The organism is Pseudoalteromonas sp. MMG005 (assembly GCF_018101015.1).
GTDB lineage: Bacteria > Pseudomonadota > Gammaproteobacteria > Enterobacterales > Alteromonadaceae > Pseudoalteromonas > Pseudoalteromonas aurantia.
Window position 1 is genome coordinate 113,946 of the sequence record NZ_JAGJEK010000018.1, and the last position, 24,125, is coordinate 138,070.

Sequence of the window (24,125 nt, forward strand, 5' to 3'; positions counted from 1 at the left end):
TCCCTTTTAATGGAGTATCTCTTGTGAGTGAAATTAATACTAACCAAAGCTTTATCGCTGGTGGAAGCGCACAAAACCAAAACTATGCGTTGCCTTTAACCGCTATGACGACCTTATTTTTTCTATGGGGTTTTATTACGGTTTTAAATGATGTGCTTATACCGCGTCTAAAAGATGTATTTGACCTTAGTTACACAGAAGCGATGATGATTCAATTTTGTTTCTTCAGTGCATATTTCATCGTTTCATTGCCTGCTGGTATGTTAGTAAAGCGGTTTGGTTATAAAAATGGCGTGTTGAGCGGCCTTATTGTCGCATCAATAGGGTGTTTATTGTTTTACCCCGCTGTTGTGGTGCACGAATATTGGCTCTTTTTAAGTGCGTTATTTGTGTTAGCTGCTGGGATCACTGTTTTGCAAGTGTCTGCGAACCCATATGTCGCGGCACTTGGACCAGAAAAAACGGCTTCGAGTAGGCTCAATCTCGCACAGGCACTTAATTCATTAGGTACAACAATAGGGCCAGCAGTTGGTGGGTTTTTGTTATTTGGTGGGGCCGGAGCATTGGCCGCTGAAGCTGGTGCGGACGCAGTTAAAGTGCCGTATTTAATGTTAGCAGCTGCGCTATTGACTATCGCAGTTGTGTTTGCCTTTTTGAAATTACCAGAGATCACCGCTCATACTGAAGAACAAGACTGTAAAGTGAAAGAGCATAACTTGTTAGAAGCCCCCCACTTAGTGATGGGTGTCGTTGCGATCTTTTGTTATGTGGGTGCTGAAGTCGCAATTGGTAGCTTTTTAGTGAATTATTTTTCTGAAGGGCACATTGCAGGTCTTGCTGAGCATGAGGCAGCTAAATACATCAGTTATTATTGGGGCGGGGCAATGATTGGTCGCTTTATCGGTTCTGCTGCCTTACAAAAGGTTGCTCCTTCTAAAGCATTGTTATTTAATACTATATGTATTGTCATTTTGCTCGCTGTGACGATATTAACGGATGGTACTGTTGCTATGTGGTCTGTACTTGCCATCGGCTTATTCAACTCTATTATGTTTCCGACGATATTTTCAATTGCGATTGAAGGGCTAGGATCGTTAACAAGTAAAGGCTCAGGTTGGTTATGTTTAGCGATAGTTGGTGGTGCAATCGTACCGTTACTGCAAGGTTTATTTGCGGACTTTGTTAACATCCAGCTTAGCTTTATTATCCCTGCGATATGTTATGTTTATATTGCTTGGTATGCCATTAACGTGGTTAAATTATCAGAACGCTGGACGCGTAAGGTAAGCTAAGATCACTGACTTATCGTGATCAGGCAAGCATTCGCTTGCCTTTTTTATATCTGTTAACAAAATTCTATCGCAATTGTATTGAATACGTATTCATAATCGGTGTAGTATAAATTACCTTGGAACGATCCAAAGAAGTTTAATAATAAAGGAGAGGCAGATGCAACGCTCAGTATGGGCTTTCGCAATCGCAGTTACTGCAACAAGTGCGTTAGCAAATTCAAAAGATACGAGTAATACCCAATGGGTCGATACATTTATTGGTACTGGTGGCGATGGTCACACATTTCCAGGTGCCGTGGTACCTTTTGGGATGGTGCAACTGAGCCCTGATACAGATAACCCGATGCGCGGCGAGTCTCAACAGTCAGAGATTTATAAACGCTGTGCTGGCTATCATTATGATGACCATACTATTACTGGTTTTTCCCATACCCATTTTTCAGGCACGGGTCACTCTGATTTAGGTGACTTATTGGTTATGCCGATGACGGGCGATATTAAAACTTCGGCGGGGACAGCCAGTCACCCTGAACAAGGTTATCGTTCGCGATTTAGTCATGATAAAGAATGGTCAGAACCAGGATATTACGGTGTTGAGCTGCTTGATTATGATGTCACGGCAGAAGTAACGGCGACCACGCGTGTCGGTATGCATAAGTATACGTTTAATAGCGCTGACAAAGGTCATGTTATGTTTGATCTAACCGCAGCAATTTACAATTTCAAGAATAAAGTGATTTGGAGCGATTTACGCAAAGTAGATGACCATACCTTGGTCGCTTATCGTGCTACTAATGGCTGGGCACGCAACCGCCAAATGTACTTTGCGATAGAATTTTCGAAGCCAATTAGCGAATATAAGTTTATTAATGAAGATAACAATCGTTATCGCTGTATGGGGTGTTTAGGCAAAGAAAAGCACTCAACCATCGAAAACCAAGCTGTTAAGCAAACAGCGGGAAAGGCTGTAAAATTTGTTGCATCATTTAATGATGTTAAAGGTGAACCACTTTACATTAAAGTAGGGTTATCCGCAGTGAGTCGTTCAAACGCACTGGAGAATCTAAAAGCTGAGATCCCTGACTGGGATTTTGACAAAACTCGCCAAGCAGCTAAGGCGCAATGGGCAGAGCATTTGGACAAAGTAGATGTTGAAGGAACTAAGGCACAAAAACGTCAATTTTACACCGCACTTTACCACACTCTACAAGCACCAAGTATTTATCAAGATGTGAATGGGCAGTATAGAGGTGTTGATGGTGAAATCCATGAAGGGAAAGGGTTTGAGCATTACACGTTATTTTCGCTGTGGGACACATATCGTGCATTACATCCTCTGCTTACATATATCGCGCCAGAGCGGGTATCGGGGATGATCCAGTCTATGTTAGTACATTACCAGCAAAGTTATGAAAAGATGCTACCTATTTGGTCATTCCATGCACATGAAACATGGACAATGATTGGTTACCATGCCGTATCTGTCATTGCTGATGCCTATTTGAAAGGAATACGAGATTTTGATACTGACTTAGCAGTTGAGGCCATATTAAGCACAGCAAACAATCCTGTTTATGACGCTATTCCCGAATATAAAAAGTTTGGTTATGTACCCATGGACGTATTACCCGAATCTGTTTCGATTACGCTGGAGTATGCATATAATGATTATGCAATAGCACGTTTGTTTGAATCTATGGGTAAAACTGAATTATCAAAAGAGTACTTTGCACGTGCTATGAGTTACAAAAATGTGTTTAACCAAGAAACAGGTTATATGCGAGGCAGAGACAGTGCGGGTAAATGGAATCCAGACTTTAACCCATTTGAGGCTAAGTACATGGGGCCATTTACAGAAGGAAACTCAAAGCAATATAGCTTCTATGTACCACAAGATGTTGCTGGACTTATTGACTTAATGGGAGGAGATGAAAAGTTTGAGCAACGGCTAGATGCTTTGTTTGATACCCATTTGTCAGATGAGATGATCAAAGAACATGAGGATATTGCGGGCCTTATTGGTAATTATGCACATGGAAATGAGCCTAGCCACCATATTGCATATCTATATAACTATGCAGGTAAGCCATGGCGCACACAAGAGCGTATACGTCAGATAATGGATACATTGAGTTCAGATAAACCGGATGGCTTAGCTGGAAATGATGACGTCGGGCAAATGTCTGCTTGGTATATTTTCTCGGCGATGGGCTTTTACCCTGTATCTCCGGGCGATTTAAGCTATGCAATTGGCGCACCGCAAGTTGAAAAGGTAACTTTGAAACTGGCGGGAAATAAATCATTTACGACGTTTGCAAAAGGATTGAGTGAGCAAAATAAATATATCCAATCAGTGACGTTAAATGGTAAGGCGTTTACTCGGAATTACTTAACACATAACGATATTGTTGCCGGTGGCGAGCTACGCTATGTAATGGGGAACAAGCCTAATAAACAGTGGGGTAAGAATATAACAGCGCGTCCACCTGCTTTATCGGAGTATCAATAATGAAACATCGATTAAATATTATCGTCAGCGGATTTGCTTTATTGTTAAACACGAGCCTATTTGCGGCGGCGCCAAAAGAGGTTGAGTTATCTTTAAAGCCAGTAACCTATGTAGGCGATATTCATTGGCAGAAATTTTCTTTACCTAAAGTTACGTTGACACGCAAAACGAAAATAGCAAATACGCATTGGGATAGTTTGAATAGCACACTAATTCAACAAATTAGCTATAATGTCGCACGATTATTATACCGTGATGTAGCCAAAGCCCCAAAGTTACCAACGCTAAGTATAATACTCGAAGATATGAAGGGAGTGGCGTATAAAGAAGGTGACTTCAATGGCGCGGTAATTCATGTAAGTGCTCAATATTTTGCAACATTTGCGGCTAAAAATAGTGCGCAAGCCGTGTATGATGAATTAGTTGGGGTGCTCTATCATGAAATTGCGCATGCCTATCAGCTTGATGATCATAATTATCAAGAAATAGGTCCCGTGATTGAAGGCATTGCAGATGTAGTAAGAATTAAGGCCGGCTACGTTGATTTCTCACATCGTAAGCGTGGCGGGCAATACGATAGTGGTTACAAAACCACAGCTTTCTACCTGTATTGGCTAGAAAAAAACCATCAGCCGAACTTGTTGATTGACCTCAATGCGCAGCTTGATCCGCATGACAAAGTAAAATGGAGCTGGTCGTTATTTTCTAAAAAGACCGGAATATCACTCACTGAATCTTGGCAGAGATATCAAAACTCATTGTAAACAACTGTGATTTTGCTTACCCCTAGCAAGGACAAAAGTTGTGTTGTTGTATCAAAGGTGAGTTAGCTCACCTTTTTTATTTTGTATTTTTAATTATTTTATGCAGTACTAAATCAGTAATTTACTAAACTATCAAAAGGATTGTCCGATAAGTAAGAGACATATGCTCTCATTTTTGCTAATTATGGGTAGAGTGGGATATCAAGCTTACAGTTGATAGTAGTCCCTGCAATAAATACAAAAGAATAGGCTCAGGATGTTCAAATCGTTTAAGTTCACAAGTAAAGTCACAATCGCAGCATCATTGGTTCTTGTCATTGTACTGGGATTGTTTACCGTTAATAATTTTGTGTCGATGCGCACACAAACGCAAACTCAGTTAACCGCAGTCCTTCAAGAAATATCTCATTCAGTTTCCCAAAATATCGCCAACTGGCTAAATGATCGATTACAAGTTGTTGAGTCTGTCGCATTGGGTCATCGAGAGTCTGATAGTGAAGAGCAGGTTCTTAGGCGCTTGAAAACGGCCGATGTCGCAGGAGACTTTAAAAATGTGTATGTCGGAATGCCCAGTGGTAAATTTGTGTTAGATGATCCGAGTATTCAGCTTCCAGCAGATTATGACGCGACAACTCGGCCATGGTACAAATTAGCGCAGTCAAAACGCAGCACAGCATTTACTAACCCGTATATTGATGTCACAACAAATGAATTAACTATTTCAGCTGTGGTTCCCATGTATGATGGTAGCGCATTTGCAGGTGTTGCTGGTGGTGATATCGACATGGCAACGATCACTGAGATTATTACCGAAATTGACTTTTTAGGGTTTGGCTATGGTTTCTTACTAGATAATAACGGGCGTATTTTATCTCACCCTGATCCTGCATTTAACGACAAGCCAATGGCAGAGTTGTTTGGTAGTAACGTGCCATTAAATGAAGCATTTATTGAGCTCGAGATTGACGGCCAAGATAAACTGGTTTCTTTTATTGAAATGAAAGGAATCAAAAATGTTGATTGGTATTTGGGGGTCGTGATCAACAAAGAGATTGCTTACTCTTCAGTGTCGTCATTTAGAAATATGGCGGCTATTTATATGCTCTTGGGTGTGGTCGTTATTGTGGTCATGTTACAAGTGTTACTCAAATACTTGATGAAGCCGGTTGTTAATCTTAATGAAGCGATAAAAGACATTGCACAGGGTGAGGGCGACTTAACACGCCGACTGGTTGTAGAGAATGATGATGAGTTTGGTGAGCTGTCTAATTACTTTAATCTATTTATAGACAAGATCCATAACTCTATTGTGCAGGTGCGTGATACAACAGTGTCACTTGATGACTCAGTAAAAAGTTTGGTAGACCAAACCCAATCCACATTAAATATGTATGGCGATCAATCTAAACGTACTGACAATGTTGCTACGGCGATTAACGAACTGTCTTCTAGTGCCGTTGAAATATCGAATAACGCAACCCATGCGTCAGAACTTGCCAGCGAGGCAAACCAGCTGAGTAACGATAGCCAAACAGCACTCAATGCAAACATCGCGGAAATAGCATCGCTCAGTGACAAAATGTCAAAAGCGCAGTCGACAGTCGATAGTTTAGATAAACACTCAGCGAGTATTGGCCAAGTACTTGAAGTGATTAAGAGTGTGAGTGAGCAGACTAACCTGCTAGCGCTCAATGCAGCAATAGAGGCTGCTAGAGCAGGAGAAGCCGGGAGAGGATTTGCTGTCGTTGCTGACGAAGTTAGGCAGTTGGCTCAAAGAACACAAGAGTCGACCCAAGAAATCGAAAATACCATTGTTGAGTTACAACAGGGCTCGGCATCAGCGGTTGCCGTGATGAATTCAAGCTTGGATGACTCCGCTAAAAGTGCGCTACAAGCGACAGCGGCGGGTGATAAAATGGGGGAAGTAAGCCATGCGATAGAGTCCATTGATGGCGTAAATCATGCCGTTGCAAGTGCGACGGCTGAACAAAATTCGGTTATTCAATCACTTGATAGTGATATCCATCATATCAGTGACTTAAGTGTTCAAGGGGCAGAAAATTTAAATGGTACCTTGGCTGAATGTAAACAGTTACAACAGCAGTTTGATGAACTTGAAGAAATGGTATTGAAGTTCAAAGTATAAACAAAAAATTTAAGGAACCAGCAATTATTTGCTGGTTTTTTTGCCAAATAAATACGTCCTCACTGTTCAGATTCCTTTAATAATGCTGTACCTGAAAGGGTTGGTTTCTCTATTATGACAACTGTCATTTTTTTGTATTTTTATCGCAACACGTTTGTCATTAAACGACTTTAGACTGCTCGCAACTTAATTACTAGAAAACTAAGGTGTATGCGATGAAGTGCGTGAAACCCCTGCTACTTGCAACTGTATTTGCAACTACAGCAAGCGTTCAAGCGAATGACTTACAAAAAGTCATAGACAAGAGCAATGTGATCAATGATTCAGCTCAAACTACTCAAACAAAAATTGATTCTATTTCAGACTCAATGCAATCTCGTCTGCAAAAATTCAAGACGCTTAATAAAGAGATTGACGGGCTGACAGTTTATAACGCACAACTTGATAAGCAAATCGAAAACCAACTGAGTGAAATGGTTGCAATTAATGCCTCTATGGATCAGGTGTCGGTTATAGAGCGCCAAATTACACCTTTGATGTTAAGAATGATCACAGGTCTTGAGCAATTTGTCGCTCTTGATGTGCCATTTTTATCTGAAGAGCGCGCGGAGCGCGTTGAAACACTTAAAAAAATGATGGAACGAGCTGATGTGACATCGAGTGAAAAGTTTCGCCGTGTTGTTGAAGCTTACCAAGTTGAAGTGGATTACGGCCGAACAATCGAAGCTTATACCAGTCTACTAGACGTAAATGGTCAAGAGCGAGAAGTAGACTTCTTACGAATCGGTCGATTAGAGCTACTATATGTGACAAAAGATGGCTCTCATGCCGGCAGCTGGGATCAAAAAGCGCAGCAATTTGTTGCGGTTGATGATACAGCGATTAGTCAAATCAACAAAGGGCTGCGTATTGCTCGCAAGCAACTAGCCCCTGATATGCTTACCCTACCTGTTCACGCGTCTAAATAGAGGTTCAAGATGAAATTTTTAAAGCAGTTTAGCCAAAAAGCCATCTTGGCAGCAACACTGGCACTATCAACAAGCGCATTTGCAGATCAAGCGTTGAACTTAGATTCGCTACTTAAAACGTTAGAACAAGGGCAAGTAGCTCAAACAACGCAAAACAAAGCGCGCGAAGCAGACTTTCGCGCCAAGCAAGACCAACAAGTGTCTATGCTAAATGCGCTTACAAATAAGCGTAACGGAGAGTTATCACGTTCAGAACGATTAGAAACATCATTTGAAGAAAATGAAATCAAGCTGCAAAACTTAACAGATACCTTGTCTAAGAGAATGGGCTCTTTAAAGGAGCTATTTGGTGTGTTGCAGCAAGTTGCAGGTGATTCAAGTAACAAATTTCAGACTTCTGTGGTTTCTGCACAAATCTCAGGTAGAAGCGCATTCATGGATGAAATGGCGAAAAAAATGGGTTCTTCATCACGCCTTGCATCTATCGAAGACATCGAAAAGGTGTGGTATGAATTGCAGCGGGAAATGACAGAGCAAGGTAAAGTATCTCGCTACAACAGTGAAGTGATTGTCGCTGGTGGAAGTAAGGTGACGAAAGAGGTGTTGAGAGTTGGTGCATTTAACTTAATTGCTGATGGAAAATACCTTACATATAACCCAGTAACAAACACAACATCAGAGCTTACGCGTCAGCCTGTTTCTCGATTCACAGAAACGGCTGCTGACTTGCAATCAGCAACGGCGGGTACGGTTGAGTTTGCGCTTGACCCGACAGGTGGCTCTATACTTGGTTTGCTAGTTCAAGCACCCAATACACAAGAGCAGGTTCATCAAGGTGGTGCGGTTGGTTACGTGATCCTTGGCGTTGGTGTACTTGCACTGCTGATTGCACTAGAGCGATTTTTCTCTTTGATGATTATGGGGGCAAAAATCCGTCGTCAACTTAAAGAAGATGTGGCACGAGATGACAACCCATTAGGTCGTGTTATGAAGGTAAAAGAACAATACCCGAATGTGGCTTATGACACCCTAGAGTTAAAATTGAGCGAAGCTATTTTGCGAGAAATGCCAAAAATTACACGTAATTTAACGCTCATTAAGATTATATCGGTTGTAGCACCTTTATTAGGCCTGTTAGGTACGGTGACCGGCATGATTAATACCTTCCAAGCAATTACTTTATTTGGTACAGGTGACCCTAAATTAATGGCTGGTGGTATTTCACAAGCACTTGTTACTACTGTGCTAGGTCTTGTTGTGGCTATTCCAACGGTATTCTTATACACGCTGTTAAATACCCGTTCTCGTAACTTGCTACTGATATTACAAGAGCAAAGTGCAGGGATCATTGCTGAGCGTAGCGAAAAAGGAGCGTAATCGTGGTGCTATTGATTGAAGCAATCAATACGCTGCGAGAGTTTTTAGACACAGGTGGCCAAGTTCTCTTGGTCATCGGTCTAATAATCTTTGCGATGTGGTTGCTAATTTTAGAGCGGTTCATGTTTCTATTTGGACGGTATCGCACATACAAAAGAAGTGTTTTATCACTTTGGGAAAACAGGGCTGAGCGCAACAGCTGGAATGCAGAGCAAATACGCCAAGCTCAGATTTCACGGGTTGGCATTCAGTTAAATGCAAATTTATCTTATATCAACGTAATGGTCGCATTGTGTCCGCTTTTAGGTTTATTAGGTACGGTTACCGGCATGATAGAAGTGTTTGATGTGATGGCTATAACGGGCAGTGGTAGTGCTCGCTCAATGGCATCGGGTGTGTCTAAAGCAACGATCCCCACTATGGCTGGCATGGTAGGCGCATTATCAGGTGTTTTTGCATCGACATATTTACAGCGCAAAGCAAAACGCGAAGTTGAGTTACTAGAAGATAAAATGTTACTTGACCATTAAGTGGTCAAGTATAGGAGAAAAATATGAGAGCCCCATTAGCAAAAGTGTTTCAAGAAGAAGAAGCAGAAGAAATTAACATGACCCCAATGTTAGATGTTGTATTTATCATGTTGATATTTTTCATCGTTACAGCATCATTCGTCAAAGAAGCAGGCATCGATGTAAATCGCCCAGAAGCGGCGACTGCGGTTAAAAAGCAGCGTGCGAATATTTTAGTTGCAATTTCCGATACCGGTGAGATTTGGATTAATAAACGACAAATTGATGTCCGCGCAGTTCAAGCCAACATTGAGCGTTTAAAAGCTGAAAACCCCCAGGGTAGTGTGGTTATTCAAGCCGATAAAAAGGCCACGACTGAAATGCTGATCAAAGTCATGGATGCATCTCGTGCCGCTGGTGCCTTTGATGTATCAATTGCTGCACAGGAATCATAACTATGCGTTACTTAATAGCACTTGTGATTGCAGGTGTTGTTACTTTCTTCTTGTTCTTGGGTATGCAGGCGCTTATCCAAGGCGGAGAAGGGGCAATGACAGAGCCTGTTAAAGGAAATGTACTTGATTTTGTGCGTTTGAAAAAAGAAGAAACGGTACAAAAGAAAGAGCGTAAACCACAAAAACCACCTACGCCAAAAGAGCCGCCGCCGCCAATGGATGCGCCCCAAATGCAAAGTAATAACCTCGATGCTGCAGGTGCTGACTTTGATTTCAGTGCAAATGTAGAGGCTGATGTAAATCTGGCCGGCGGGCTTGCACTCGAATCGAGCGATGGCGAATATTTACCGATTGTTAAAGTTGCGCCAGTTTATCCTCGTCGCGCTTTGTCTCGGGGTATTGAAGGGTATGTGATTGTAGAGTTTATAGTAACTAAAAATGGCACGGTTCGAGCGCCTAAAGTCATCAATGCAGAACCAGAGTCTATTTTTGACCGCGCAGCACTTGATGCCGCACTAAAGTTCAAATATAAGCCTCGAGTTGTTAATGGCGAGGCTGTTGAAGTTGCGGGTGTGCAAAACAAAATATCATTCCAAATAAACGGTTAATTGTTGCGGACCGAGGATGCGATTATGAATAAAATTAAATTATTAGCACTGTACGGTGCCATGTTTGTGACTGGGACTGTGGGACCAGTAATATTATCATTGACCCCAATGACTGATGTAGGAACAGCGTTTGCTGAAACAAAAACCAAACGGGTTCCAGCTTTAAGAGAAAAAGTATATAGCCAATTAGCCCGTGCCCAAAAGCTTGCCGACGATGGTGATGTCCAAGCCGGACTTGAGGCACTTGATGGTATTAAAGAGCGCGCATCAAGTATGAACTCTTATGAGATTGCAATGATGTATAACTTTTATGGGTTCATTTATTATAATGAAAATGAACTAGATAAAGCCATTGCTGCATTTGAGTCAGTAGTTTCTGAGGAAGGAATACCAGAATCACTTAGGTTATCTACAACGTTTAGCCTAGCACAGCTGGCAATGGCAAACTCTGATTATAATAAAGTGAGTAAGTACCTCGATGCATGGGATGAAATTAATAATAAACCTGTGCCTGAGTCTTATTATATACTCAGAGGTCAAGTACATTATCAGTTGAAGGAGTACGCTAAAGCGCTCAGTTATATTGATACAGTTATATCACTTTCAGAAAATAAAGGTGATATACCAAAAGAAAACTGGTTAGTACTAAAACGCGCACTGCATTATTCAATGAGTGAATCAAAAGAAGTTGTAAGTGTGCTGGAAAAAATGGTTCGATTATATAATAAGCCTGCATATTGGATTCAGCTATCAGGCATGTACGGAGAAGTTGGTGAAGAGAAAAAACAACTAGCATTGTTTGAAGCTGCTGACCAGCAAGGATTTGTCAAATCACGCTCTGAACATATGCAATTGGCGCAAGTATATATGTTTAATGGTTTGTCATATAAAGCCGCGCAAGTATTAAAACGAGGCTTAGCCACTGAGGTTGTCGAAAATAATGCTAAAAATAATGCATTTATCGCAGAAGCCTTTATTCAAGCAAGGGAAGATGAAAAAGCCATCCCGTTTTTTGAGCAAGCAAGCAGTCAAACACAGCACGGTAATTTTGATCAACGCTTGGCCGAAGTTTACATTAATTTAGAAATGTTTGATGAAGCTGCTGATGCTGCACGTAGTGCTTTAAATAAAGGGGAGCTAACATTCGAAGCGAATGCGTATGTTGCTTTAGGCATGGCGCAATATAATCTTACGAATTTTGACGCTTCTATATTAGCTTTTGAACAAGCAGAAAAGCACAAAAAATCGGCAAGGCTTGCAAAGCAGTGGATAAAATATGTGAAAAAAGAAAAAATTCATGCTGAAACATTAAGGCAAACTTTACTGTAAAAATATAATCGCAACACCAAAGCTGCTCTAGGGCGGCTTTTTTTATTTCTTTTATATTCCGTTGTTAGATCAAATTAAAATACATTATTAATTCTGTGTTTACGTATCATTAACCAAAGCCATTATTTGATTTTTTAATTTTAAATAAATTAAGAATTCTTTTGTTAACTTTTGATGACAGGTTGTTTTTGTAACCTATTTGTCATGAAAGTATTCTAATTTACCCCTCAACAAATTAAAACACATAAATAATAAGTTTATATCTCATATTGGAGTTAGCAATGGAATTACAAAACCTTTTCAAAGTTTCGGCGATTGTAGCAGCGATGGCATTAACTGGTTGTGGTGGTGATATAGAAGTAACACCGACCGTTAATGACACAAGTGTTAATAATTCAAATAACACAACAAATAACACTGGTACAGATACAGGCGGAACACCAACTACTCCAACTGACCCTGTAACACCGAGTAACCCATGTACATCTAGAACAGTTTCTGGCACGGAAGTTCAAGGTACATTCCAAGCTCCTCATTGTGTATACGGTACAGATTTCGCGGGTAAAAACTTAGAGATAGCATCTGATATTACATTTGCAGATTTAGAGAATGATGGCGCTCACGTATTCAAAGGTGCTCTTTTAATTGGTGAGAACTGTAATACTACAACGGGTTGTTCAGTACCAGAGAATGGCCCTACTTTAAAAGTAGAAGCCGGTGCGACGCTTGCGTTCACATCAGGTGAAGCTATCATCCGTATCGCACGTGGTGCAAAAATTGATGCAATCGGCACCGCTGACAAGCCAATTTCATTTACTTCAGCAAATACAATCGAAGCGTTTGATTTAGCGAATATTGGTCCGCAGTTTGCTGACTGGGGCGGTATCATCATCAATGGTAAAGGCTTAACAAATCAGTGTACAAATGTCGAACGAGCTGAAAATACTTGTAATGCTAACGCTGAAGGTATTGTGAGTCACTTTGGTGGTTCTGATAATGCAGATGGCAGTGGTCATATTAAATACGCGAATATTTGGTATGCGGGTTCAGGTCCTCGTGATGGCGGCCCTGGAGATGATTTAAATTCATTAACATTAAATGCTGTGGGGTCAGGCTCAAGCTTTGAGTATCTTCACATTCACCAAGGTTTCGATGATGGTATTGAATTCTTTGGCGGTGCTTCGACGATTAAAAACATCGTTGTGACGGATACACAAGATGATGCAATTGACATTGATGCAGGTTGGAAAGGTAAAGCACAGTTTATCTACGTACAGCATGGTACTATAAAAACTAAAAAAGATGTTACGTATCAAGATTCTGATGGTAACCCAGCGTTAATTCCCGCAGGCTCTGAAGGCTACATGGGTAACAATGGTTTTGAAACAGATGGTGAGAAAAACAAAGGCACTGATTATAGTGAAGTACCAGCATCAAACCCAATGATTGCAAATGTTACAGTGGTAACGACCGATGGTAATTCTATCCGGGATAATCGAGGTTCTCAGGCCGCAAAATTTGATGACGCTATTCAGGGGCAATATTACAACGCGTTGTTTGTGAAATCAGCAGCCGCGCAAGGTGGTCAAGATACAAAATGTATTGAATTTAAAGATTCGGATGCAGCTGCAAATGCAGAAGCTGATACACTTAATTTCCACAACTCTGTTTTAGCGTGTACCACAAACTTTAAATCAGGTTCAGAGCCACTTCCAAATGGCGAAGATAAAGAAGAGTGGTTTAAAAATGCAGGTTCTAGCTTAGTGTTAGATGGTGCGCAAGATGTACTTGCTGCAGATGGCTTTTCAACTAACTCAACATCAACAGCCATTACGATTGCAGCAAATGATTTGAGCTCATTAAATGACAGCTTTTTTACATCAGTTAACTACATTGGTGCTGTTTCAAATGCTGACACATCGAGCGAGTGGTACAAGTGGGTTCAAAAAGCAGTAACAGCTGCTAACAACGACTAATCATATCGATTTAGGTTGTTATCAAAAAAGTAGGCGCAGTGGTTGCGCCTTTTTTATGATTTTTGGCAGGAATGAAAATGAATAAACACATGAAACTTAAAAAAATAGCCTTAGCTGTTAGTACCACACTGATGGTGGGCGTTTCAATGCCAATACTTGCGGCAGAAGAGCAAACAATTGAAGAAGTTGTTGCTGTTGGAACACGTTTGCAAGGCAGTGCAGCAGCGGTAATTGAAGAGCGTAAAAATCAAGCATTTGTTGCCGATATTATGGGGGCAGAGCAGCTATCGCGAACAGGTGACAGTGACGTCGCGTCTGCTTTGAGGCGAGTGACAGGGTTAACTTTGGTCGACGGCAAATTTGTATATGTGCGTGGTTTAGGAGAGCGATATTCAAGTGCTCGACTAAATGGCGCTTCGGTACCAAGCCCTGATTTGACACGAAATGTTGTACCTTTAGATATCTTCCCTGCGAGTATCATCGAAAGCTTAGCGGTACAAAAAGCTTATTCACCATCCATGCCAGCAGCGTTTGGTGGCGGTAACATCGATATTCGAACAAAGTCAGTACCGAGTGAATTTACGGCTGGGTTTGAAGTTGGCGTTGGTCAAAATTCAAATGCAACAGATGGATTTACTTACAACCGTAGTGATGGCGGAATTCCTGAAGCTTTAAAACAAGGCGTTGTAAGATATAGAGGTGATTTCAGTTTAGCAGGAATAGTCGATAAAGACGCATTAACAGGCAGTGAGTCTCTGACACGTGCTGACCAAGCCGGTTTAGTCAACAAAGCGTTGCTACTATCGTTACCCAGAGATATCACGGTAAAAGAAGAGTCGTTATCGCCAAATTATGATTTTAAAGCAAATATTGGTGATAGTTTTGAAGAGCCGTATTTCGGTGGCACAATTGGTGCAATGTTGGCTGGTTCTTATGACAAAGATTGGCATTATAGCGACCGAAACACGGCCGTGGTTGACGAATCATTGCAAGAAGGTTGTAGCACAACCTTAGTGAGTGCCGAAGATGCCAGTAACTCTTGTTATGTCACTGTGAAAAATTCGAAAGTGACCACTGAGAATGAACGCATTAATGGTGTGTTCAATATTGGCTATAAACTCGAACAACACAGTGTTACATACTCAAAAATATACCTTGAAGATAATGAGGATGAGCTTGAAATCTCAGTACTTGAGAGTCCAAACGGCAGTACCGTTAGAACGATATTTGGCACCGGTGAAGCACAGCGTCAACATAAGTTCAATTATGAAGAACGTACACTTGATATTGACCAAGTAATTGGTCAACATACGTTCCTTGACTTGGGGGGGATCGGCTTTGACTGGCAGTATACTGAGTCGACGGCAGAGACAGATATCCCGACCAACATCGATTATAAATTTATTGATAGCTACAATGAAGCTGGTCAATATGAAGGGTCGATTGTCACCGGAGATGATAACCGAGTCACTTATAACTTTACTGATATGGAAGATTATGTAAAGTCGTACAGTGGCAATGTGACATTACCGCTTACATTTGGTAAAGCGGAAGTCACCTTAAAAACAGGGTACGATTTTACTGACAGAGCGCGGGTATACAATACATCGAGTTTTGTTATTAATAATGAGACGGGCATTTCTATTCCGGTCAATTCTGATAATGGTGTGCTTGGGCTTACTGGGTATGTAACGGATGAATTTGTTGGTAATAATGACTTTTTCTTAAGTTTCAATGAGCCAACGGCGCCAAGTGCCGATGATTATATTGCAGCGCAAAAAATAGATGCTGGATATGCTGAGTTCGACGTGTTTTTTGACAATACTTGGCGCGTAAGTGGCGGTATTCGTTACGAAGATTTCAAGCAAGTGTCGATCGGTACGTCTAGTTTGATTTTTGATAGAATTACACAAGGCATTTTTTATGATGCTGCAAAAATTGAAGCTGGCACAGTCAATGATGATGACTTTTTTAGCGCATTGTCACTTACTTACCTAGCTGACAATAATTATCAAGTGAGATTTGGCTATGGTGAAACTGTTGTCCGTCCAGATTTGCGTGAATTAGTTGCCGTTGCCTATTTCGATCCGCTGACCGATATTAAAACGTTCGGTGTTGCTGGCTTAAAAAGCAGTGATTTAAAGAACTATGATGCGCGATTTGAGTATTATATGGATAACGGAGATAACTTCTCTGTTGCTGCATTTTACAAAGATATTACTGCACCAATTGAAACCATTTTAAAAGTGGGTGATGAAGATTATACCGCAACGTTTGTAAATGGGGACACTGGTGAAGTGTACGGTATTGAAGCTGAATGGATGTATGATTTATCAAATGTAACCAGTGGTTTGTTTACCGCGGGTAACATTACACTGAGTGATTCTGAAGTGTCGATTAATCCAGCTCTAGCAGGCAATTTGACCAACCCGACTAAAAGAATGACCGGTCATTCTAAGTACGTGGTTAATATGCAATTGAACTATGACTCTGTGGACGGAATGCACAGTGGTTCTTTGGTATATAACGTATTTGGTGAGCGGATCCTAGCATCAGGCATTGGTGGTAGAGAAGATGCATTTGAGAAACCATTTCACTCGTTAGATTTAGTGTATACCTGGTACCCAGATTTTAACTCTAAAGTTAAATTTAAAGTGAAAAACTTACTGGGTGAAGACCAAGAAGTAACACAATCTGGTTACGCTGTTCGTCAGAAAGAATCAGGTACAGCTATGAGTGTAAGTTATAGCTATGAATTTTAATTAAGTTGCTAAAAAAGCAAAAGGCTGAACAGGTGTTCGGCCTTTTTTGTTTCTCATAAAAAACCACTATCTTTTTATATAAAAGTGATAATTTCAATAGACTCTCTTCAAGTTATTTTGTATAGTACGCCACATAAAAATAAACATTAAGTTCATAAGCTTAATGACATTGTGACCTTTGTAACCAGAGGTGAACAAATCGACCCGGATATAATAATAATTAATACCAGGTTGTCAGAACCGAGTTCTTTTTTAGCGCTACTGGCGCTTGATTGGGACAACCTTTACATGTTGTATCCAAACCCCGCTTTGCGGGGTTTTTTATTTCCCGCTTTTGCTTATTGTCTATTCCAACTTTATTAGTATAAATTTCAATTGTTAACCTGATTTTTCTTTGTTGCGTTAGAAAGCATGAGCGAAGTAAAAGTTGGTAAATCATTGGCAGTTCATTTACAGAATATGTAATAACTTTTACTCATTAAAGAAACGCTAGTAGTCGGTTAAGTTATTTGTTACTTTTAGACGTCTAGACTCACGCAATGACTCTAAATAACTTATATAAAGGTAAAATAAATATGAATAAAGTAGGATTCGTTGGTTGGCGTGGCATGGTTGGCTCAGTATTGATGGATAGAATGCAAGCTGAGGACGACTTCAGCAAGATCAATGCGCATTTCTTTACCACATCTCAATCTGGAGAGTTGGGGCCGAATTTTGCAGGTGAAGCTAAACCACTGCTAGATGCAACCGATGTTAGTGCTTTATCTAAGATGGATATTGTTATTTCTTGTCAAGGAGGCGATTACACTAAATCTGTGTATCCAACATTGCGTGAAACGGGGTGGCAAGGGTATTGGATTGATGCAGCATCCGCTCTGCGCATGGATAACGACAGCATTATTGTATTAGACCCAGTCAACAAAGATGTTATAGAGCAAGGGCTAGAACAAGGCGTTAAAACGTTTGTTGGTGGTAATTGTACCGTCTCACTGATGCTTATTGCTTTAGGTGGCTTATTTGAACAGGATTTAATTGAGTGGGTAAGCCCAATGACGTATCAAGCAGCATCTGGTGCGGGGGCTCGAAATATGAAAGAGCTGATCACTCAAATGGGTGAAATACATGGGTCAGTTGCACATCACTTATCTAACCCTTCGTCTGCTATTTTAGAAATTGATAAGCTGGTTGCCAATAAAATTAAGTCAGATGATTTACCTAGAGATCAGTTTGGGGTGCCATTAGCAGGAAGTTTGATCCCTTGGATTGATGTGCCTATGCCTAGTGGACAATCAAAAGAAGAATGGAAGGCGCAAGTTGAAGCAAATAAAATACTTGGCTCAAGCTGTTCTCCAATACCGATTGACGGTTTATGTGTACGTATTGGTGCAATGCGGTGTCATTCACAAGCATTAACAATAAAGTTGCGAGATGATATCAGCGTAGAGCGAATTGAAGAGATCCTAGAAGGCCACAATGAATGGGTTAAAGTTATCCCTAACGAAAGAGATGCCAGTGCAGAGGAACTTACCCCAGTGAATGTAACGGGCACTTTAAGTGTCCCTATTGGGCGTATTCGTAAATTGACAATGGGCCCTAAGTATATTAGTGCATTTACTGTCGGTGACCAATTATTATGGGGTGCTGCTGAACCTTTACGTCGAATGTTACGGATAATACTGGCTAATTAAGTGCTGTAATTAGTTTGTAATTTTTATACATTAAAAACTTAATGTTCCTGATTTAATTTAGATTGGCGTTATAAAGTTACACCAATCTAAATTACACTAAGGAAATGAGATGAAAGGATATATTAAAGCGATCGCTGCAAGTGCGCTAATTTTTGCAGCTCAGTCACAGGCTGCAGTATTTACGTGTTCAGGTTATGTTAAAGCTGTGTTTTCGAAGGGGAATAATACATTCGAAGTTAAATATAACAGAAATTTGGGGAATTTCGAAAACGAGCCAGTGATTATATACCCAGAGCACTCCTATTTACTGGGCCCAGTATTGGAAGCTATACGTGAAAACGTAGAAAATCAAACTAAATATACACTAGTAATTGAAAATCGTGATGGTTCTGATAGTAGATGCCATGACGGTGAAAGTGGTAATGCGTTACTCGCTATCACAAAATACTAGCGGGTATAAAGACTTGCTGTTGGCGCCGAACGGCGCCATTCTTATTTTTTATGCCAAAATTTTGTATATAGCTTAGGGTATTGCTCTTTAAGTAGTTTAGGTTTACTTTTGAACTTTTTTCCCTGAGGCGCAAAATTAACGACATTGTGGTACGGTAACTCATTGCCGTTTCTTTCCTCGTATAATAATCCTGAGACTAAATCTAACTCATCACAATAGGGATAAGGGAGTGCGTCTTTTAGCGGGATATTTTCAACGCTAATAAGCGAGTCTGGATCCGATATTATATTATCTACCGTTTCCTTACCCTGTGTGAGTAGCCAATTGCAAAAGTCTAAAAAGTCATATTCTGTATTGCACCCACAGGTTACGAATGCTGCGCCCCAAATATCCCAATGCCATAACCGTCTGAGTTGCGTATTATAGTGGGTATCAAACGCTTCAATATCGTCACTTGAGAGACTCTCTAATAGTGATTTGAGGTGGCTATTTTTATCTTCAATTTCAACATCAATGGTAATGGTTTGCCAAAACAGGTCTAAGTTCATTGCTATATGTACATCGTATATCTCTGATACGAAGATCATAGCATAGACAAGGACCTTATTGATAAACCTATAATTATCGATTTGTTGGGGAAACTAGTGTAAATTTGCACATACTTTGATGTGGGAGGACCTCTTGCGTTAAGTTCACGGCTAAATTTAAAATAGAAACCGAAGTATATAGAGGCGTTTATGTTCGATAATGGGTTTACATGTATAGGGTTAACCAACCCAAAAAGTCCGAGTAATGTTGGCGCGGTAATGAGAGCGGCAGGTTGTTATGGGGTGAACTCTGTATTTTATACCGGTAAACGTTTTGATAATGCACGTAAATTTGCCACTGATACTAAAAAGGTTTATCAGAATATTCCATTAATTGGTGCAGATACATTGGAGTCGATGATCCCGCTAGGGGCAACCCCTGTCGCAATTGAGCTTATTGAAGGTGCAAAACCATTAACGGAGTACACTCACCCTAAAAGTGCTTTTTATATGTTCGGACCAGAAGATGGCTCCTTAGCAAAAGAGTCATTGAAGATGTGCCAAGATGTGATTTACGTGCCAACACAAGGTTGTATGAATCTGGCTGCAACCGTAAATGTTGTATTGTATGACCGCTTACTTAAGTCTGGTGTGACGTTTAATAATGATGAGATCATCCGTGGTAGCCGAGACAATAACAACAATATTGTATTGTCAGAGCTAATTGCCCGATGAATTTTCTGGGCGATGCATGAGCAATTAAAAAAGTAGCATGCAAGCCTAAATTTACTTATCGTTTTGTAATGCGCTTTTCCAATCACAATGTGACATATTAGTAATTAAGCTGAGATTGATTTTACGTGGTTTTGGGGTTGGTGTTAGGCTAACCTCAACAGCTAATTTCTCTGCGAAATAGAATTTAACTAATTGTTTTACTCTGCGACTTTCTAACATTGAAAATTCATTCTCGAGGCGTACTTTAAGCCGGTTATCTGTTACAGGCTGGCCTTTGGCGTGATGCATTGTACGTATCCAAAATAGTAAAGCTTGTTTTGCTTTATTGGGAAAAGCATTTGTTAACGCGGCAATTGGTTCATATAAACGTTGATAGTTGACCTCTTGATTTTGGAGAGTAAACAAAAACAACAAATTAAGTCCAGCAGTAACATTACCAGCGCGATTGTCATTATTTTGGTGCCCCTTTAACGCGCGTCTAAAGTAATGCTCGGCTCGTTCATACTCTTTTTTGTCTAATGCGATTACGCCTAAATTATTAGCAATTGTTGCGAGTTTGATTTTATTATTGTGTTTAGTGGCAATCGAAGTAGCTTGCTCGTAAAGTGATTCGGCACGGATATATTTTTTTAAATGGCGCGCAACTAAAGCTTTACTATTAATTAGCGCTAAACGTTGTTTAGGGTTCTTAGCGTATGTCAAAGCACAACTCAAACTTGCATTCGCATATTGGGGAAAACCAGATCTTCTAAACCAAATACCAATGGCACTAAAAATAGTGACTAAATTGTCTTTAAAATAAGCCGAATGTTGGTAGCTTTGTAATTGTTCTATCGAGCTGTCCATTTCTACTAAACGGTTTGTGGAAACAGATGCGCGTAGTTTCAATAAATGCCAACGAATTTGAGTGTTATCAGTGTATGCCGCTAAATTATTAACCTGATTGAGTAATGTAAGTGTGCGAGATGGCTTAACTACCAAATAGTCTTCTGCCTCATCGAGTAGAGAATCGATATCACTTTGACTTGCATTGACAAACATAGTGAGTAAAAAGACGATAATAAAGAATGCTCTTAGGACCATCAGTCAATAACCTCTATGTTTAGTTATGTTACTTATATCACTTATTTTTGTACTGTTTAGTGTGGCTTATTTTGTGGTTAGTTAACATTGATGCACTCGTAATTATAGTTGAGTGTTTGCTTTACGAGACAATTTATTTTGATAAAGGGCAATATCGGCGTTGTGAATTAACTCATTGATTGTATCGCTTTCACTCATTTCGCATACACCAAAACTCATTCCTAGCTCTACAGTTTTGTAGTTAACGACCTGTGGTACTATTTTTTGTAATCTGGATACAAAGGCATAAGCATCTGCTATTTGTAAGCAGGGCAGTACAAGCATAAATTCATCGCCCCCTAGTCTAAACAACGTATCATTCTTGCGTATCGATTCATGCATTAATTTTACAAACCGTATAAGCAACTCATCTCCCGAGGAGTGGCCATAAGTATCATTAAGCATTTTGAAATTATCTAGATCAATCATCACAAGACAGCATGTTTGCCCATACCTCGCGACCCGCTCGTGCTCTTTATGCAACACATTGAGCATCGTGCGCCTATTTAGTGCACCGGTTAATACATCAGTTGTTGCGAGCCCTTCAGCAGTGCCAATTGCATCATTGTATATTTTGACGATAACTGCAGTGAGCATCATCACAATGCACGATGATAACGTACTGCGTAATGCAATTTCGAAGTCTAGTTGCGATATAAATGATGTTGACAGGGTAAGCCAATAAAAAAATGCAAAACCACATGCTACTTTGAAAGGAAACAACAAGAAAAGAGCGACTAAAAATGCCGGTAACCAGATTGCAGCGGCCAGAGGGGAACTTGATGCTAAGTACATTAGCATCATTCCTTCTACCACACCTATGAGCACACTATTAAACACGTTTAATGGTTTTTTTAGCAGTCGTACACCGGTGATCAATAGCACTGAAATGATGATAACGACAGATATGGCTAACATCCATTGTGCGTTAAGCGCATATTTAATTGGGAAATAACACAGCAGTAACGCCGTTATAAAAACAACTGCAGCGGCGTAGCGCGGGTAACGATTCACCAAAACAGGTTGCTGTTTAAATAATTGGTCAATACCGAATTGTAATTTTGTATTCATATCAGCACTAACACCAAACGTTTTGAGAAGATAAGGTCATTGGCGTTTCTCTTCGATTAGCTCAATCATGGTGGACCAACTTATGGGTTTAGATAAGTAATAACCTTGATATGAATCGCACTGTCGATGCTTTAGATAGTCGAGTTGCTGACTGTTTTCAACCCCCTCAGCGACGACATTCAAATTGTATAAATGAGCGAGTGATAAAATTACATCGACCATCTTACCTTGATCAATACCTGAGTTATCTATGTTTGAGGTAAATGAACGGTCTATTTTTAATGTATCTACAGGAAAGTTGCGCAGTTGACTGAAGGCGGTATAACCGGTACCGAAATCATCGAGCGCGACACTAAACCCATACGCTTTGGTTTGCTTAATAATATCGATTGACGTTTGATCAAAATCAACGAGTGCCGTTTCGGTTAACTCAAACTCAATTTGTCGTGGATCAACTCCTTCCTCAAGCGCCATTTTGTGAGCCATGGTTGCAAAGTGTTTATTTTTTAGTTGTTGAGACGAAATGTTAATGGCTAACGAAAATGTGTCGGTATGATTCAAGACACTTTGTTTTAGTGTTTTGAAAGCTTTTCTAATCACCATTTCATCCAACTGATGAATTAGCCCATGCTCTTCCGCAATGGGAATGTAAATGTCGGGCGTGTAACTTGAAAGTGCATCGTTATGCGTGCGGATCAGCGCTTCCGCCCCTGTAATATTACTGCCTGTTGGTCCATAAACCGGCATGAATACTAAGTAAAACTCGTCTTTTAGCAGTGCATTTTTTAATAGCTCAACAACGTGAAGCTTTTCTTGTACTGCTTTTGCAAGCTTAGAAGAGTAAAAGCGGGTTTGATTCTTTGATGCTTTCTTTGCTTCATACATGGCGATATGTACTTCTTTAATAACCTGCTCATATGAAAATGCGCTCGAACGAGTTGTTAGGCCAACACAAGCATCTACGCTCAGCGAAACCCCCTGTATACAATCAATATTATTTACGCAGTTTAACAATTTAGGACTAATTGATTTAATAAGTGTGTAAGGTATGACTCCATAAATGCCGACGATAAATTCGTCTCCAGCAACGCGAGACAAGACTATATCTTTATCACCTGCTCTGAGAGGGTTGATCTGCTCTTCAATTTTACTGGCAATCTCTTGTAATAAATAATCGCCAAAAGAGTGGCCATATTGATCGTTAATATGTTTAAAGTTGTCAACGCCAAGGCATAAAAATAGCAAATGGTTGTTGCGACTGATGCGCGCCTCTTTTTCTTTTAGCCAGGATATGAGCTTTCGGCGGTTGTATAACCCCGTTAAATGATCACTTTTGGCAATGTGTCTAAGTTGCGTTTGATGATATTCGACTTTCTTTGCATATAAAAAACTGATCACCACGGTAATCATAATGGGCACCAGTGTTCTTATTGCAGTTTCGTAATCGAGATGTTTTAAAGAAGCAATTAACGCAAATGTACACAGTACTGTACTGACGATGATGGCAGCTTTTGCCTTGTAGTAATAAATATATCCCGCCACCACAGGGAATATATAAATGATGCCACGGCTGCCCAGTTCATAACATGCCGCAATCACAGATAAGGAGAGTAGCGCGATGAATAGATCATTGTGTATATGTTGCAATTGGTTATTTTTATACTTAACAAGAATAAAGGTAATCGCGATCACATTAATAATTGAAATAGAGGCAATGATTGGATTGCCTCTAAGAATATGAAAAGCGGCATAAAAAATAAAACACACAAAACCGATGAAGTAAAAATACTTATTAAAAGGGACGCATTTATGCATAGAGTACCAATACTGAATTTG

The 24,125-nt window shown here is 40.2% G+C and carries 19 protein-coding genes; 15 read left to right on the forward strand and 4 right to left on the reverse strand.

What is annotated here, in order from left to right; genetic code table 11:
* Window positions 1-23: 23 nt before the first annotated feature.
* From J8M01_RS15325 to J8M01_RS15390, 14 genes are all read left to right on the forward strand, one after another.
* A complete protein-coding gene (locus J8M01_RS15325) occupies window positions 24-1,292 on the forward strand; it encodes a sugar MFS transporter (RefSeq protein ID WP_210994921.1) in 1,269 nt (422 codons plus the stop codon).
* A gap of 157 nt (window positions 1,293-1,449) precedes the next feature.
* Window positions 1,450-3,801, forward strand: a complete 2,352-nt coding sequence (locus J8M01_RS15330) for a GH92 family glycosyl hydrolase (RefSeq protein ID WP_210994922.1) — start codon at window positions 1,450-1,452, stop codon at window positions 3,799-3,801.
* Complete coding sequence (locus J8M01_RS15335) at window positions 3,801-4,565, forward strand: basic secretory protein-like protein (protein WP_211058580.1); 765 nt, start codon at window positions 3,801-3,803, stop codon at window positions 4,563-4,565. The genes J8M01_RS15330 and J8M01_RS15335 overlap by 1 nt, the downstream gene beginning before the upstream one ends.
* A gap of 256 nt (window positions 4,566-4,821) precedes the next feature.
* Window positions 4,822-6,711, forward strand: a complete 1,890-nt coding sequence (locus tag J8M01_RS15340) for a methyl-accepting chemotaxis protein (RefSeq protein WP_210994924.1) — start codon at window positions 4,822-4,824, stop codon at window positions 6,709-6,711.
* A gap of 215 nt (window positions 6,712-6,926) precedes the next feature.
* The gene (locus J8M01_RS15345) at window positions 6,927-7,679 is read left to right on the forward strand and encodes a DUF3450 domain-containing protein (RefSeq protein WP_210994925.1); all 753 of its coding nucleotides are present in this window, start codon (window positions 6,927-6,929) and stop codon (window positions 7,677-7,679) included.
* Window positions 7,680-7,688: 9 nt separating this feature from the next.
* On the forward strand, window positions 7,689-9,056 hold the full coding sequence (locus J8M01_RS15350) for a MotA/TolQ/ExbB proton channel family protein (protein ID WP_211058581.1): 1,368 nt from the start codon (window positions 7,689-7,691) through the stop codon (window positions 9,054-9,056).
* A gap of 2 nt (window positions 9,057-9,058) precedes the next feature.
* Complete coding sequence (locus J8M01_RS15355; RefSeq protein ID WP_210994927.1) at window positions 9,059-9,586, forward strand: MotA/TolQ/ExbB proton channel family protein; 528 nt, start codon at window positions 9,059-9,061, stop codon at window positions 9,584-9,586.
* Between the two features lie 23 nt (window positions 9,587-9,609).
* Entirely contained in the window at window positions 9,610-10,020 is a 411-nt protein-coding gene (locus J8M01_RS15360; protein ID WP_192509289.1) for a biopolymer transporter ExbD, read from the forward strand.
* A 2-nt stretch (window positions 10,021-10,022) separates the two neighbouring features.
* Window positions 10,023-10,628 carry an energy transducer TonB gene (locus tag J8M01_RS15365; RefSeq protein ID WP_211048928.1) on the forward strand — a complete coding sequence of 202 codons (606 nt, stop codon included), beginning with the start codon at window positions 10,023-10,025 and terminating at the stop codon, window positions 10,626-10,628.
* Between the two features lie 60 nt (window positions 10,629-10,688).
* On the forward strand, window positions 10,689-11,957 hold the full coding sequence (locus J8M01_RS15370; RefSeq protein WP_247671166.1) for a hypothetical protein: 1,269 nt from the start codon (window positions 10,689-10,691) through the stop codon (window positions 11,955-11,957).
* Between the two features lie 281 nt (window positions 11,958-12,238).
* Window positions 12,239-13,933, forward strand: a complete 1,695-nt coding sequence (locus J8M01_RS15375) for a hypothetical protein (RefSeq protein ID WP_211058583.1) — start codon at window positions 12,239-12,241, stop codon at window positions 13,931-13,933.
* 77 nt (window positions 13,934-14,010) lie between these two features.
* A complete protein-coding gene (locus J8M01_RS15380) occupies window positions 14,011-16,695 on the forward strand; it encodes a TonB-dependent receptor (protein WP_211058584.1) in 2,685 nt (894 codons plus the stop codon).
* 575 nt (window positions 16,696-17,270) lie between these two features.
* Window positions 17,271-18,383, forward strand: coding sequence for an aspartate-semialdehyde dehydrogenase (asd, locus tag J8M01_RS15385; protein WP_211058585.1), 1,113 nt, complete (start codon window positions 17,271-17,273; stop codon window positions 18,381-18,383).
* 109 nt (window positions 18,384-18,492) lie between these two features.
* Window positions 18,493-18,834 carry a hypothetical protein gene (locus tag J8M01_RS15390; RefSeq protein WP_211058586.1) on the forward strand — a complete coding sequence of 114 codons (342 nt, stop codon included), beginning with the start codon at window positions 18,493-18,495 and terminating at the stop codon, window positions 18,832-18,834.
* A gap of 41 nt (window positions 18,835-18,875) precedes the next feature.
* Here J8M01_RS15390 and J8M01_RS15395 read toward each other — a convergent pair whose 3' ends face one another.
* Entirely contained in the window at window positions 18,876-19,421 is a 546-nt protein-coding gene (locus tag J8M01_RS15395; protein WP_247671159.1) for a DUF4240 domain-containing protein, read from the reverse strand.
* Window positions 19,422-19,571: 150 nt separating this feature from the next.
* On the opposite strand from J8M01_RS15395, the gene J8M01_RS15400 reads away from it, so the two are divergent.
* Window positions 19,572-20,096: an RNA methyltransferase gene (locus J8M01_RS15400; RefSeq protein ID WP_211058587.1), complete on the forward strand. Its 525-nt coding sequence runs from the start codon at window positions 19,572-19,574 to the stop codon at window positions 20,094-20,096.
* A gap of 51 nt (window positions 20,097-20,147) precedes the next feature.
* On the opposite strand, the gene J8M01_RS15405 is transcribed toward J8M01_RS15400, so the two are convergent.
* The 3 genes from J8M01_RS15405 to J8M01_RS15415 form a co-directional block, all read right to left on the reverse strand.
* The gene (locus J8M01_RS15405; RefSeq protein ID WP_211058588.1) at window positions 20,148-21,179 is read right to left on the reverse strand and encodes a tetratricopeptide repeat protein; all 1,032 of its coding nucleotides are present in this window, start codon (window positions 21,177-21,179) and stop codon (window positions 20,148-20,150) included.
* 102 nt (window positions 21,180-21,281) lie between these two features.
* The gene (locus J8M01_RS15410) at window positions 21,282-22,289 is read right to left on the reverse strand and encodes a GGDEF domain-containing protein (protein WP_211058589.1); all 1,008 of its coding nucleotides are present in this window, start codon (window positions 22,287-22,289) and stop codon (window positions 21,282-21,284) included.
* A 36-nt stretch (window positions 22,290-22,325) separates the two neighbouring features.
* Window positions 22,326-24,104 (reverse strand): GGDEF domain-containing phosphodiesterase, encoded by a 1,779-nt coding sequence (locus J8M01_RS15415; RefSeq protein WP_211058590.1) that lies wholly within the window; start codon window positions 24,102-24,104, stop codon window positions 22,326-22,328.
* Window positions 24,105-24,125 lie beyond the last annotated feature (21 nt).